This is a genomic window from Streptomyces sp. NPDC048424, from assembly GCF_040651555.1.
In the GTDB taxonomy this organism is placed as follows: domain Bacteria; phylum Actinomycetota; class Actinomycetes; order Streptomycetales; family Streptomycetaceae; genus Streptomyces.
In genome coordinates this window covers 20,379-33,398 of the sequence record NZ_JBEZKE010000004.1, presented here as the reverse complement: position 1 = coordinate 33,398, position 13,020 = coordinate 20,379, and the positions used below count along the sequence as shown (strand labels likewise).

Annotated in this window: 12 protein-coding genes; 4 read left to right on the top strand and 8 right to left on the bottom strand. The window is 74.5% G+C overall.

What is annotated here, in order from left to right; genetic code table 11:
* Positions 1-24 precede the first annotated feature (24 nt).
* Genes nirD through AB0D29_RS06990 form a run of 3 tightly spaced genes read right to left on the bottom strand, consistent with a single transcriptional unit; the run spans position 25 to position 4,170 of the window.
* A complete protein-coding gene (gene nirD / locus AB0D29_RS07000; protein WP_030711012.1) occupies positions 25-357 on the bottom strand; it encodes a nitrite reductase small subunit NirD in 333 nt (110 codons plus the stop codon).
* Positions 354-2,879 (bottom strand): nitrite reductase large subunit NirB, encoded by a 2,526-nt coding sequence (gene nirB / locus AB0D29_RS06995; protein ID WP_362852545.1) that lies wholly within the window; start codon positions 2,877-2,879, stop codon positions 354-356. Before nirB ends, nirD begins: the two co-directional genes overlap by 4 nt.
* A gap of 1 nt (position 2,880) precedes the next feature.
* Entirely contained in the window at positions 2,881-4,170 is a 1,290-nt protein-coding gene (locus tag AB0D29_RS06990; protein WP_362852544.1) for an FAD-dependent oxidoreductase, read from the bottom strand.
* A 157-nt stretch (positions 4,171-4,327) separates the two neighbouring features.
* On the opposite strand from AB0D29_RS06990, the gene AB0D29_RS06985 reads away from it, so the two are divergent.
* Genes AB0D29_RS06985 through AB0D29_RS06975 form a run of 3 tightly spaced genes read left to right on the top strand, consistent with a single transcriptional unit; the run spans position 4,328 to position 6,762 of the window.
* Positions 4,328-5,623, top strand: coding sequence for a ferredoxin reductase family protein (locus AB0D29_RS06985; RefSeq protein ID WP_362852543.1), 1,296 nt, complete (start codon positions 4,328-4,330; stop codon positions 5,621-5,623).
* Positions 5,624-5,667: 44 nt separating this feature from the next.
* Positions 5,668-5,949 carry a hypothetical protein gene (locus tag AB0D29_RS06980; protein ID WP_362852542.1) on the top strand — a complete coding sequence of 94 codons (282 nt, stop codon included), beginning with the start codon at positions 5,668-5,670 and terminating at the stop codon, positions 5,947-5,949.
* A 36-nt stretch (positions 5,950-5,985) separates the two neighbouring features.
* A complete protein-coding gene (locus tag AB0D29_RS06975) occupies positions 5,986-6,762 on the top strand; it encodes a TSUP family transporter (protein ID WP_362852541.1) in 777 nt (258 codons plus the stop codon).
* Between the two features lie 7 nt (positions 6,763-6,769).
* Here the strand turns inward: AB0D29_RS06975 and AB0D29_RS06970 are convergent, their stop codons facing one another.
* The 4 genes from AB0D29_RS06970 to AB0D29_RS06955 all read right to left on the bottom strand — a co-directional run bounded on the left by AB0D29_RS06970 (position 6,770) and on the right by AB0D29_RS06955 (position 10,407).
* The gene (locus AB0D29_RS06970; protein ID WP_362852540.1) at positions 6,770-7,486 is read right to left on the bottom strand and encodes a class F sortase; all 717 of its coding nucleotides are present in this window, start codon (positions 7,484-7,486) and stop codon (positions 6,770-6,772) included.
* Positions 7,487-7,616: 130 nt separating this feature from the next.
* Positions 7,617-8,159, bottom strand: coding sequence for a hypothetical protein (locus tag AB0D29_RS06965; RefSeq protein ID WP_234323523.1), 543 nt, complete (start codon positions 8,157-8,159; stop codon positions 7,617-7,619).
* 200 nt (positions 8,160-8,359) lie between these two features.
* Positions 8,360-9,643: a HAMP domain-containing sensor histidine kinase gene (locus tag AB0D29_RS06960; protein ID WP_362852539.1), complete on the bottom strand. Its 1,284-nt coding sequence runs from the start codon at positions 9,641-9,643 to the stop codon at positions 8,360-8,362.
* A gap of 59 nt (positions 9,644-9,702) precedes the next feature.
* The gene (locus tag AB0D29_RS06955) at positions 9,703-10,407 is read right to left on the bottom strand and encodes a hypothetical protein (RefSeq protein ID WP_362852538.1); all 705 of its coding nucleotides are present in this window, start codon (positions 10,405-10,407) and stop codon (positions 9,703-9,705) included.
* A 166-nt stretch (positions 10,408-10,573) separates the two neighbouring features.
* Here AB0D29_RS06955 and AB0D29_RS06950 point away from each other — a divergent pair, with 166 nt between their 5' ends.
* The gene (locus tag AB0D29_RS06950) at positions 10,574-11,044 is read left to right on the top strand and encodes a gamma-glutamylcyclotransferase family protein (protein ID WP_362852537.1); all 471 of its coding nucleotides are present in this window, start codon (positions 10,574-10,576) and stop codon (positions 11,042-11,044) included.
* Between the two features lie 66 nt (positions 11,045-11,110).
* Here AB0D29_RS06950 and dnaG read toward each other — a convergent pair whose 3' ends face one another.
* Positions 11,111-13,009 carry a DNA primase gene (gene dnaG / locus AB0D29_RS06945; protein ID WP_362852536.1) on the bottom strand — a complete coding sequence of 633 codons (1,899 nt, stop codon included), beginning with the start codon at positions 13,007-13,009 and terminating at the stop codon, positions 11,111-11,113.
* Between the last annotated feature and the right edge of the window lie 11 nt (positions 13,010-13,020).

Genomic DNA, 13,020 nt, shown 5'->3' with positions numbered 1-13,020 from the left:
ACCGAGATCCGTGAGGCCACGAGGTCACGAGGTCGCGGCGGTCCGCACCGGATAGGTCCGGACCGCCACCTCCTCGTCGTCCAGGCAGCGCCCCGACTCCAGGTCGAAGCGCTGCTTCAGCAGCGGCGAGGCCACGAACGGCCGGCCCGCCACGGCCCCCACCAGCCCGCGCGAGAGCACGTGCGCCCCGGTGAAGGGGTCCTGGTTGCCGATCGCGTACGGGCGCCCCGCGCGGTCGACGAACACCGCGGCCTGGCTCCCGTCGGGCAGCAGGGCCGCGACCCCGCGCCCGGGGACCAGCGAGGACAGTTCGCACACCGTCAGCCAGCCCTGCGCCACTTGCAGTTCCACGGTCATCGGACGGCACCTCCTATGGTCAGGACGGCCAGGTCGGGCTTGACCTGGTCGCGCTCGGGGACGAACCGCACGGTCGGGTCGGGGGCTCCGGGCGCGTTCACGAAGGACACGAACCGGCGCAGCCGCTCCGGGTCCTGGAGCGTCTCGGCCCACTCGTCCCGGTAGTGCGCCACGTGGTCGGCCATCAGGGACTCCAGCTCCGCGCAGAGCCCGAGCGAGTCGTGCACGACGACGTCCCGCAGGTGCGCCAGGCCCCCCTCCAGCCGCTCCAGCCAGGTGGAGGTCCGCTCCAGCCGGTCGGCGGTGCGGATGTAGAACATCAGGAACCGGTCGATCAGCCGGACCAGTTCCGCGTCCGACAGGTCCTGGGCCAGGAGGTCGGCGTGGCGCGGGGTGGCCCCGCCGTTGCCGCCGACGTACAGGTTCCAGCCACTCGCCGTCGCGATGACCCCGAAGTCCTTGCTCTGTGCCTCCGCGCACTCGCGGGCGCAGCCGGACACCGCCGACTTCAGCTTGTGCGGGGCGCGCAGCCCCCGGTAGCGCAGCTCCAGGTCGATGGCCATCCTGACGCTGTCCTGGACCCCGTAGCGGCACCAGGTCTGCCCCACGCAGGACTTCACCGTCCGCAGGGCCTTCCCGTACGCGTGCCCGGACTCGAAGCCGGCGTCGACGAGCCGGGCCCAGATCCGCGGGAGCTGGTCCACGCTCGCGCCGAAGAGGTCGATCCGCTGTCCGCCGGTGATCTTCGTGTAGAGGCCGAAGTCGCGGGCCACCTCGCCGATCACGATCAGCTTGTCGGGGGTGATCTCACCGCCCGGGATGCGCGGGACGACCGAGTACGAGCCGTTGCGCTGCATGTTCGCCAGGAAGTGGTCGTTGGTGTCCTGGAGGGCGGCCTGCTCCCCGTCCAGGACGTAGCCGCTGGCGCCGAGGGTGGGGGCGAGCGAGGCGATGATCGAGCCGACGGTGGGCTTGCAGACCTCGCAGCCGTCGCCGCCGCGGGCCTCCGGGCGGCCGTGGCCGTCGAGGAGCTGCTCGTACGAGGCCAGCCGCCGGGTGCGGACGATCTCGTACAGCTCGGAGCGGGTGTACGGGAAGCAGCCGCACAGCCCCTTGTCGGCGGCGGCCGGCAGCAGCTGGCCGATCACCTTGACGCAACTGCCGCAGCCGGTGCCCGCCTTGGTGCACTTCTTGACCTCGGCGAGGGTGGCGCAGGCGGCGATGGCCTTCTTCGTGACGTTGTGGCAGGAGCAGATCACGGCGTGGTCGGGGAGCGAGGACGGGCCGAGCGCGACAGGCGCGCCCACCCCGGCGGGCAGCACCAGCTGCTCGGGGGCGACGGGCGGGACGCTGCCGGTGAGCGGGCGCAGCAGGCCGTACGCGTCGGCGTCACCGACCAGGACACCGCCGAGCAGGACCCCGTCGGGGGAGACGACCAGCTTCTTGTAGACGCCGGAACGGGAGTCCGACCAGACGACGTCGAGGCTGCCGGGGGCGTTGCCGTGGGCGTCGCCGAAGGAGGCCACGTCCACGCCGAGCAGTTTGAGCTTGGTGGAGAGGTCGGCCCCGGTGAACTCCTTCTCGCGGCCCAGCAGGTCCTCGGCGGCCGTCTCGGCCATCTCGTAGCCGGGGGCGACCAGCCCGTAGACCCGGCCGTCGACGGCGAGGGCGCACTCGCCGATGGCGTAGACGTGCGGATCGGAGGTGCGGCAGCGGGCGTCGACCGCGATGCCGCCGCGCTCGCCGACGTCCAGCCCGGCGTCGCGGGCCAGTTGGTCGCGGGGGCGGACGCCCGCGGAGAAGACGACGAGGTCGGTGTCGACGGTGGAGCCGTCGGACAGTCGCATGCCGCTGACGTGGCCGTCCTCGCCCGTCACCACCTCCTGGGTGCCGACCCCGGTGTGGACGGTCAGCCCCATGGACTCGATGGTGCGCAGCAGGGCCGCGCCGCCGCCCTCGTCGACCTGGACGGGCATCAGGCGCGGGGCGAACTCGACGATGCGGGTGGTGAGGCCGAGCCCCTGGAGGGCGCCGGCGGCCTCCAGCCCGAGCAGTCCGCCGCCGACGACCGCGCCGCTGGTCCGGGTGCTCGCGTACTCCTCGATCGCGAGGAGGTCCTCGATCGTGCGGTAGACGAAGCAGCCGGGGGCGTCCTTGCCGGGCACGGGCGGCACGAAGGGGTAGCTGCCGGTGGCCAGGACCAGGGTGTCGTACGGGTAGACCCGCCCCGAGCGGGAGGTGACGGTGCGGGCGGCCCGGTCGATGTGCTCGGCGGGGTCGCCGAGGTGGAGGGCGATGCCGTGCTCCGCCATGAACCCGGCGGGGGTCATGGACAGGTCCTCGGCGGTGCTGCCGGAGAAGTACGAGGTCAGGTGCACGCGGTCGTAGGCGGGCCGGGGCTCCTCGCAGAGCACGGTGATCCGGTGCGTGGCGGTGACCCCGCGCTCGGCGAGCGCTTCGAGGTAGCGCTGGCCGACCATGCCGTGCCCGATGAGCACGATCGTGGGCAGGGGCTCGGTCATCTCAGTGGCCTCCGTCGTCGGTGAGCAGGTGGAACAGGTCGTGCGGGGACTCGCCGCCCTCCCAGGTGCGGGCGAGGGCGCCCACGGTGGAGAGCTCGCCGAGCAGTACCCCGCCGACGAGCCGGTCGTCGCGGACGACGACCTTGCGGTAGGTCCGGCGGGTGGCGTCGGCGAGGCGGACCACGTCGTCGCCGGGGCGGGGGGTGGTCTCGCCGAAGGCGGCGAGGTCCAGGGATCCGTTCTCGGCTCCGCCGAGGGTGAGGCGGGTGAGGGCGCGGGTGCCGGTGTAGCGGGCGGGGGTTCCGGTGAGGACCGCGGCGAGGGCGTCGGCCTGCTCCAGGGCCGGGCCCGCCAGGCCGTACACCTGGCCGGCGTGCTCGGCGCAGTCGCCGATGGCGTGGATGCGGGGGTCGCTGGTGCGGAGGTGGTCGTCGACCACGATGCCGGTGCGGACGGCGAGGCCGGCGGCCTTGGCGAGGCCCGTGCGGGGGCGTACGCCGCAGGCGAGCACGACGAGATCGGCCTCCAGGCGGTAGCCGTCGGCGAGTTCGACCCCGGTGACCTTGCGGGTGCCTTCCCGCGTGGCCGGGCGCGGCTCCGCTGCCGGGGGCGCCGCCCCCGGACCCCCGCTCCTCAAACGCCGGAGGGGCTGGATTCGCAGGCCGCGCACCCGGCATTCCGTGTGGATCTCCACGCCGAGTGAGGTCAGGTGCGCGGCCAGCAGGGCGGAGGCTTCGGCGTCCAGTTGGCGTTCCATCAGGCGCTCGCCCTGCTGGGCCAGGACCACCACCGCCCCCCGCGCGGCGAGCGCACGGGCCGCGGAGACGCCCAGCAGGCCCCCGCCGATCACCACCGCCCGCGCCCCGGGGCGTACGGCCGCCGAGAGGGCCAGGCAGTCGTCCATCGTGCGGAACGCGTGGACCCCGTCCGGGAGGTCCCGCCCCTCGGGCTCGAACAGCCCGCGCAGCGGCGGGAGCACCGCGTTGGAGCCCGTGGCCAGGACCAGCGTGTCGTACTCCGCCACCGTGCCGTCGTCGCACCGTACGGTCCGGTCGGCGCGGTCGATGCGTACCGCGCGGACGCCCCGGCGCAGTGCCGGGCCGGGCGTGGGGAGGGCGGTGACCTCCGGTGCGTAGCGGCCGGCCAGGACCTCCGCGAGAAGGACCCGGTTGTAGGGGACGTGCGGCTCCTCGCCGAGGACGGTCACCGCCGCCCCACCGGGCAGCCGCGCGGCCAGTCGCAGGCCCGCGAGGCCGCCGCCGATCACCACCACACGCTGGTTCGAGGTCATGGCACGAGCGTGCGCGGCCGCTGTTTCCCCGCCGCATCGCCGCTGTTACCCGGACGGAACGCCGACCTCAGCGCCCGGGTTAAGGGTCGGTGAGGCCTTCCTCAAGGCCGTCTTAAGGATCATCGAGGCCGCCGCCGGGGCCCTTAGCGTGCTCCGTATGCGAGATGCGGTGGGGCGGGTCAGGGGCGGGATGCTGGGCGGGGCGGGGGTGGTGACCCTGCTCTGGGCGGCGCAGGTGCGGCCCTCGGCCCGGCCCGACGCGCTGTTCGCCACCGCCGCCCACCTGACCGGCCTGCTCGCCGGCTACGGGGTGCTCGTGCTGCTGTTCCTGATGGCCCGGGTGCCCGCCGTCGAGCACGGGGTCGGCGCCGACCGGCTCGCCCGCTGGCACGCCTTCGGCGGCCGGTACGTGCTCCTCCTCTGCTTCGGGCACGGGCTGTTCGCCCTGCTCGGATACGCCGTGCACGAGGGTGTCGACGTGGTCTCCGCCGTCCGGGAGCTGCTCGGCTACCCCGCGCTCGCCGCCGCCGCGGCCGGGACCGTCCTCCTGGCCGCGGTCGGCGTGACCTCCGCCCGGGCGGTACGCCGCCGGGTGTCGCACGAAACCTGGCGCGGGGTGCACCTGCTGGTCTACCTCGCCGCCGCTCTCGCCTTCGGCCACCAGTTGGCCGGCCCGGATCTCGCCGCGGCCGCCTGGTTCTGGGCGCTCGCCCACACGGTGGTCGCCGTCCTGCTGGTCTGGTACCGCGCGGTGGTTCCCGTACGGCAGGCCCTGCGGCACGCGCTGCGGGTCGCGGACGTCCGGGTGGAGGGGCCCGGGGTGGTCTCCGTCGTCATGTACGGGGAGCACCTCGCGGAACTGCGCGCGGAGCCGGGCCAGTTCCTGCGCTGGCGGTTCCTCCAGCGGCGGCTGTGGCACACCGCCCTGCCGTTCTCGCTGTCCGCGCCGGTCCGCGGGAACGCCCTGCGGATCACCGTCAAGGGGCTCGGCGGCCACTCGCGCCGGATCCGCCGGCTGCGTCCCGGCACGCGGGTGCTGGCCACCGGGCCGTTCGGGGCGCTCACCGCCGCCCGGCGGACCCGGCCCAAGGTGCTGCTGATCGCGGGCGGGGTCGGGATCACCCCGATGCGGGCCCTGTTCGAGACGCTGCCCGGCGGTCCCGGGGACATCACCCTGCTCTACCGGGCCGGGGCCGAGGAGCACCTCGTCCTGCGCGGCGAGCTGGAGAACATCGCCGCCGAACGGCAGGCCGGGCTGCACTACCTGCTGGGGCCTTCGGGCGCCGCCTACGATCCGCTGGCGCCGCAGGCGCTGGCCGAGCTGGTGCCGGACCTGACCGAGCACGACGTGTACCTGTGCGGGCCGCCGGGGATGGCCGAGGCGACCCGGGCGGCGCTGCTGCGGGCCGGGGTGCCGGCCGGACGCATCCATTGCGAGTGCTTCAGCTTCTGAGCCCCGTTCCCGCTGCCCGCGTTACCCCGAGGAGTCACCGCCCCATGCGTCACCCCTTGCACGTCGCCCTCTCCGTACCCGTCGGCTCCGGGGGCCCGGCGACGACGGCCCGGCACCGCAAGCCGCGCCGGCCCTCCGTGGTGCGGGCCGGGCTGGCCGCGCTGGCCTCCGTACCGCCGCCGCGGCGCGTGGCGGCGGGGCTGGGGGCGGCCAGTGTGCTGGCCGCGAGCGTGCTCACGGCCGTGGTGGACCCGGCGGCTCCGGTGGCTCCGGACCGGGCGCCGGCCCGGCAAAGCTCAACCTTTGCGCAAGTTTCCGGGGATTGATGGTCCCTGCACCTGACAGCTCCATAGGGTCATGTCGTGCCTGACATATCAACGACCATGATCATCGTGCTGTGCGTGGCAGCGGCGGCGGCCGGCTGGATCGACGCCGTGGTGGGCGGCGGCGGCCTGCTGCTCCTGCCCGCCCTCCTGCTCGGCCTGCCGAACGCCCATCCCGCCACCGTCCTCGGTACCAACAAGGCCGTGGCCATCGTCGGCACGGCGGGCGCCGCGGTCACCTACGTCCGCAAGGCCCCGGTGGACGTGAAGCTCGCCGTCCGCATCGGCCTGGCCGCGCTCGCCGGCTCGATGGGCGGCGCCGCGCTCGCCGGCGGCATCAGCAAGGACGCGCTCCGGCCGCTGATCATGGGCGTGCTCGTGATCGTCGCGGGCGTCGTGATCTTCAAGCCGGGCTTCGGCACCGCCCCCTCGACCGCGCCCGTCAGCCGGCAGCGGGTGCTGCTCGCCATCGCGCTCGCGGGCCTCGGCATCGGCTTCTACGACGGCCTCATCGGGCCCGGCACCGGCACCTTCCTGGTGCTCGCGCTCACGGCGCTGCTCCACCTCGACCTGGTCACCGCGTCCGCCACCGCCAAGATCGTCAACTGCTGCACCAACGCGGGGGCGCTCGCGATGTTCGCCTACCAGGGCATGGTGCTGTGGCAGCTCGCCGCGCTCATGGCGGTCTTCAACCTGGCCGGCGGCATGATCGGGGCCCGCATGGCGCTCAAGAAGGGCAGCGGCTTCGTCCGCGGCGTCCTGCTCACCGTGGTGGGCGCGCTCGTGGTCAAGCTCGGCTTCGAACAGTGGGGATGACCAGCGCTCAGTACGTCCCGGTGAGGTGCGCGAAGACGACCACGTTGCCGCGGTAGCCGGTGCGCGGCGAGAAGCCGCCCCCGCAGGTGATCACCCGCAGCTCGGCCCGCGCCGAAGGGCCGTACACGCGGGTGTCCGGGAAGGCCTTGGCGTCGTAGACCTCGACCGCGTGGACCGTGAACACCGCCGTACGGCCGTCCGCGCGCGGGATCTCGATCGCGGCCCCCCGGCGCAGCGCGCCCAGGTGGTAGAAGACCCCCGGTCCGGCGGCGTCGTCCACGTGCCCGGCGATGACGGCCGTGCCGGTGGCGCCCGGGGTGGTGCCCTCGCGGTACCAGCCGGCCAGGTCGCGCCGGTCCGGCGGTGGCACTTCGAGGCTGCCGTCCCGCTCCAGACCCAGCCCGGTCAGCGGGGCGTCGACCCGGATGGAGGGGATCCGGATCCTGCCCGGAGGGGAGCCGGGGAGCGGGGCGATGCCCGGGCCCAGGACGCCGGCGGCGGTCAGGGCCTCGGCGGGGGAGGGCAGCGGCGGTCCGACCGGCTCCCGGGAGCCGCTGGTGACGAGCCAGATGCCGATGCAGGCGGCGAGCGCGACGAGTCCCCCGTGACGGGCGGTCGGGCGGACACCCCGGGACGGGGGGCGCGCGGCTGATCCGGGGCGGTCGCCGGACGGGGGCCAAGGCTGCCGGTCGGTGCCCCGGACACCACCGAGTTCGCCTCCCATGCGTACCCCCTCGGCTTCCGTTTCGGGGTGACTGGCCGTCGCCCGGCCCCGCGAACGGGGGGGACCTCGCGGGGCGGGCGACGGGGGACGGTACCGGTCGGACCGCGGCCGGAGCCGCGGTGGGCGTCCGTCAGCTCCGCGTGCCGCTCGCCCGGCGACGCAGGAGCCAGGTACCGCCGACGGCGGCAGCGGCCAGTACGGCAGCTCCCACCGCGATCTTGGCGGGGTCGGTGGTGGTGGTCGTCCCACCGCCCACCCCGGTGTTGACGTGGCCCTGCGGGCCGCGTTCGGTGACGACCAGGTCTCCGGTGGCGAACTTGCCGTTCGCGCAGGTCGCGCCGATGCCGTAGGTGCCGGGCCGGGTGCCGTGGGCCACCTGGAACTGCCCCACGACCACCTCCTTGTGGGTGCCCGGGACCAGCTTGAACCGGCCGCCGCCGACCGTGGTGGCATCGCCCTCGGCGTGGCTGCCGGACCCGCAGGCGGTGGTGTTCACGGTCACGGTGGCGGCGGGAGCGGCGGACTTGGGCCACACCTCCAGCCGGGCGAAGTCCCCGGGCGCGAAGCCCACCATGCCCAGGTCCACGGCGGCGACCGCGCCGGCGACCGGCCCGGTGAACGCGGCGGCGGTCAGCGCGGTCGCGGTCAGCACGTGTGCGGTACGTCGGCGCATGGGGATTCTCCTGAAGACACGGGGTCGTGCTTCCGAGATAACCCGGCCCGCCCGCCGCCCGCCTGCTGATGTCCCGTCAGGTGTGCCCGTACGCGGTCCACGCGCGCACCGTATCCGCAGGTCAAGGCCGCTCGTGCGGCCATCCGGGCCGTCCGCGCGGTCCGCGCCGTCCGGGTGACTCCCGTCCCGAGCGGGCGCGGTCAGGCCGGTGGGAGCGCGACCGTCGCCGAGGCACCCGAGGGCGGCGGGTTCGCGAGGGTGACCCGGGCGCCGATGACCTGCGCCTGCCCGAGGGCGATGGTCAGGCCCAGCCCCGTGCCCTGACCGCGTTCGGGTGCGCCGGTCAGGAACCGCTGCGGTCCCTCGCACAGCAGCTTCGCCGGGAAACCGGGCCCCTGGTCCCGGACCGTCACCGTCGTCCCCGACACCGTCACCGTGACCGGTCCACCGCCGTGCCGACCGGCGTTGACCAGCAGGTTCGCCAGGATCCGCTCCAGCCGCCGCACGTCGGTGCGCACGAGGTCCGGCCCCTGCGCGCCGAAGACCTCGGCGACCACCCCGGACCGCCGCGTGATCGACTCCACCAGGGGCCCCAGCCGGCGGGCCTCCCACTGCGGCTCCTCCCGGTTCGCGTCGAGCCGGGCCACCTCCAGCAGGTCCTCGGTCAGGGTCCGCAGCGCCGCGACCCGGTCACGGACCAGCTCCGTCGGCCGTCCCGGAGGCAGCAGTTCGGCAGCGGTGTGCAGCCCCGTCAGCGGGGTCCGCAGCTCGTGCGCCACGTCCGCGGTGAACCGCTGCTCCGCCTCCAGCCGCTGCTGCAGACTGGCCGCCATCGTGTCGACCGCCGAGGACAGTTCGGCGACCTCGTCCCGCGCCCCCGGCACCCCCGGCGGGCCGATGCGCGCGTCCAGCTCGCCCGCGCTGATCCGGCGGGCCGTCTCCGCCGCCGTCCGCAGGTCCCGGCTCAGCCGGCTGGCCAGCAGCGCCCCGCCCATCGCGGCGAGCGCCACGACCGAGACCCCGTACGCCACCAGCTGCCGGTCCAGTTCGGCGAGCTCGGCGCGGTCGTCGGCCAGCGACAGGCGTACGGACAGCACGTGCTCGCCGCCGAGCGGCCGGGCGGCCCAGACAACCGGGTCGGGGCCGGACATGTCGAGGTAGGTGGTGCGCTGCCCGGCGAGGGCCTCCGCGCGCAGCGGGGCGGGCAGGTGCGGGCAGTCGATCCGGGCGTCGGCCTCGCCGACCTTGTCGGGGTCGAGCCGGCCCGTCAGCTCGTACACCCTCCGTACGCCGATCAGCTGGGCGGTGGCGCTCGCGCGGGCCGCGTCACCGATCTGGCGGGCGCGTGCCCCGTGGATCAGGATCCCGATGGTGACGGCGACGAGCGAGCAGCCGACGGCGAGCAGGACGGCGATCTTCCAGCGCAGCCCGAGGGCCCGCGGGAGGCGCCGGCAGCGGGTCAGGAAGGCGCGCACGGGACTCACCGGACTCAGGGGATTGACGGGACTGACGGGACCTTCGGGGCTGACAGGGCTCGCGGGGCTCACGGGGCGAGCCGCCCGTCCGTGGCGGAGCAGCCGGGCGGAGCGGCGGACGCCGGGGTCTCCCCGGGGCCGCAGCGCGGGCCGGACCTGCGGAAGGTCCGCTCGTCGTCGATCACGGTCATCCGCTCGCCGTCCCAGTGGTAGCGGACGGCCTGTTCGGAGCCGTCGTCGGCGGCGATGCGGACCAGCAGGTCGGTGCCGATGGTCTCGGCCGAGAGCTGGCGGCCCATGGTGAACAGCACGGAGACGATCCGGCCGCCGACCACCGAGTAGACGCTCAGCGCCGAGCGGCCGGTGGCGGTGTCGGCGGCGACGATCAGCTCCGGCCGTCCGTCCCCCGTCAGGTCCCGGTGGACGGGCGGCCGGACGCCGGCCCGGCCCGGCTCCCGGAGGGAGGTCTTGCCGAGGTACGGGCGCATCCGCGGGTCGACGCGCGCGACCTCCGTGGCGTCCACTCCGAGGAGCCCGTCGGGCCCCACCTCGGGGGCGTTCTTCAGCGGCACCGGCGGAGGTTCCTGCCGGCCCACCGCGGCGCCGGGCGCCGCGGCCCAGGCCGGCCACAGCGGTTCGGGGTGCGGCTGGGGGGACACGGGCGGCGCGGGCGTGCCGGGCCCGAGCCCGCCGCCGGGCGCGGTGCAGCCGCCGGCGGCGAGTGCGCAGGCGCACAGGAGGGCGGCGAGCAGGCGGCGGGACGAAGGTGTCATGGACGCAGAACCGTGAGGGGGAGGGGGAGGAGGCCGACGCTAGACGGCGCGGGTCACGGGCACCGGGAGGTTGTGTAACAGCGGTGCGTACGGTGGTGGGGCGCAGGGAAGTCGGGACTTTCGGCCCGGCCGGCGGACGCTGCGCCTTATCCCGAGGGAGGGCCCCGTGACATCGGTCGAACGGCCACAAGACCCGACCGCCCCGCTCCCGTTCTTCGTCTACGGGACCCTGCGTCCCGGCGAGGTCAACCACGGTCTGTTCCTGCGCGGCCGCACGGCCTCGGAGGAGCCCGCCACCCTCCCGGACGCGGTGCTCTACGACGGCCCCGGATACCCGTACGCGGTGCACCGGACCGGCTCGGCCGTCGTCGGCGAGCTGATCACGGCGGCGCCGGGGGCGTACGGGGAGCTGCTGGCCGCGCTGGACGTGCTCGAGGAGTACGGGGGCCCGGACCGCCCGGGGAACGTCTACGACAGGATCGCCCGCCGGGCCCTGCGCCCCGACGGCAGCCCGGTCCGGGCCTGGGTCTACCTGGCGGCCCCGCTGCTCGCCCGCGACCTGCGGGAATCGGGGACCGAGATACCGGGCGGCGACTGGTTCAGGCGCCGGGGCGCGTCCGCGACGGAGACGGCCTAGGGCCTGTCTTTTGGATCAGGCCGGCCGCGAGCCCGGCATGATCCGAAAGACAGGCCCTAGCGGCGGTCAGAGGCCTTCGGCGCCGCGGTTGCGCAGGCGCTGGCCGTACTGCTGGAGCACCCACAGCTCCTCCTGGACCGCCGCGTGCTGCTCCGGCGGGGCCTGTGGGCTCAGGCGGGTCATGGCGCCCTGGATCTCCAGGACCCGTCTGTCGACGGCGCGCAGGCGGACCTGGACCAGCTGCACGCCGGCGTAGACCTCGTCCACCGTCTTGGCGTGGATGGCCTCCACCGCCAGCTCCGTGACCATCGCGCGGACGGTGTCGTTCGGGGCGGCTTCGCGGACGCGGGCCAGGTAGTCGTCGGCGGCGTGCGAGGCGCCGCCCGCGTCCTGGATGGCCTGGCGGACCGCGGCGTAGGGCGGGGCGGTGAACTCGTCGATCCCGTACGCGTCGAACGCGGGGGAGACCAGCGCGGGCCGCTGGAGCGCCAGCTTGAGCAGCTCCCGCTCGGTGCGGTGGGCGGGGCTGCGCAGGTTCAGCGCGGGTCCGCCGCCGACCGGCGACGGCGCGGCGGGGGCCGGTTCCTGGGGGCGGCCCCGGCCCTGCTGCTGCGGCTGGTTGCCGCGTTCGCGCGCCCACCGCGCCAGCTGCGCGACCCGCTTGACGACGAACTGCTCGTCGAGGATGCCCAGCATCCCCGCGAGCTGGACCGCCGACTCGTGCTGGATCGAGAGGTCCTTGATGCTCGCGACGACCGGCGCGGCCTCGGCCAGCGCGGCGGCGCGGCCCGCCGGGTTCTCCAGGTTGTGCCGGGAGACGATGTGCCGCAGCGCGAACTCGAACAGCGGGGTGCGGGACTCCACCAGACCCGAGACGGCCGCATCGCCCTGGGCGAGCCGCAGGTCACAGGGGTCCATCCCGCCCGGGGCGATGGTGATGGAGGTCTCGGCGGCGAACTTCTGGTCGTCCTCGAAGGCGCGCAGCGCCGCCTTCTGGCCCGCCGCGTCGCCGTCGAAGGTGAAGATCACCTCGGCGGTCGCGTTGTCCATGAGCAGCCGGCGCAGGATCTTGATGTGGTCCCCGCCGAAGGCGGTGCCGCAGGTGGCGATGGCGGTGGTGACGCCGGCGAGGTGGCAGGCCATCACGTCGGTGTAGCCCTCGACCACGACCGCCCGGGAGGTCTTCGCGATCTCCTTCTTGGCCAGGTCGATGCCGTAGAGCACCTGGGACTTCTTGTAGATCGCCGTCTCGGGGGTGTTCAGGTACTTGGGGCCGTTGTCGTCGTCGCGCAGCTTGCGCGCGCCGAAGCCGACGACCTCGCCGCTGATGTCGCGGATCGGCCACATCAGCCGGCCGCGGAAGCGGTCGATGGGCTTGCCGCTGCGGCTGTCCTGGGAGAGCCCGGAGGTGATCAGTTCCTTGTCGGTGAAGCCCTTGCCGCGCAGGAAGCGGGTCAGGTGGTCCCAGCCGGCCGGGCTGTAGCCCACGCTGAAGTGGGTGGCCGCGGCCTGGTCGAAGCCGCGCTCGGCCAGGAACTTGCGGCCGATCTCCGCCTCGGGGCTGCCGAGCTGGTCGACGTAGAACTGGGCGGCGGCCTTGTGTGCCTCGACCAGCCGGATGCGGTCACCGCGGCCGCTGGTGCCGGAGGTGTAGCCGCCCTCCTCGTACCGCAGGGTGATGCCGGCCAGGCCGGCCAGGCGCTCGACCGCCTCCGAGAAGGAGAGGTGGTCGATCTTCATGACGAAGTCGAGGGTGTCCCCGCCCGCCTGGCAGCCGAAGCAGTGGTACAGGCCCTTGCTGGGACTGACCTGGAAGGACGGGGACTTCTCGTCGTGGAAGGGGCACAGGCCCTTGAGGTTGCCGCCGCCCGCGTTGCGCAGCTGGAGGTATTCGGAGACGACGGCGTCGATCGGGACCGCGTCCCGTACCGCCTTCACGTCGTCGTCATTGATCCGTCCAGCCACCCGTGAAGTCT

Coding starts and splice junctions, on each gene's coding strand:
- nirD (WP_030711012.1), bottom strand. CDS start 357: ATGACCGTGGAACTGCAAGTGGCGCAGGGCTGGCTGACGGTGTGCGAA.
- nirB (WP_362852545.1), bottom strand. CDS start 2,879: ATGACCGAGCCCCTGCCCACGATCGTGCTCATCGGGCACGGCATGGTC.
- AB0D29_RS06990 (WP_362852544.1), bottom strand. CDS start 4,170: ATGACCTCGAACCAGCGTGTGGTGGTGATCGGCGGCGGCCTCGCGGGC.
- AB0D29_RS06985 (WP_362852543.1), top strand. CDS start 4,328: ATGCGAGATGCGGTGGGGCGGGTCAGGGGCGGGATGCTGGGCGGGGCG.
- AB0D29_RS06980 (WP_362852542.1), top strand. CDS start 5,668: ATGCGTCACCCCTTGCACGTCGCCCTCTCCGTACCCGTCGGCTCCGGG.
- AB0D29_RS06970 (WP_362852540.1), bottom strand. CDS start 7,486: ATGGGAGGCGAACTCGGTGGTGTCCGGGGCACCGACCGGCAGCCTTGG.
- AB0D29_RS06965 (WP_234323523.1), bottom strand. CDS start 8,159: ATGCGCCGACGTACCGCACACGTGCTGACCGCGACCGCGCTGACCGCC.
- AB0D29_RS06955 (WP_362852538.1), bottom strand. CDS start 10,407: ATGACACCTTCGTCCCGCCGCCTGCTCGCCGCCCTCCTGTGCGCCTGC.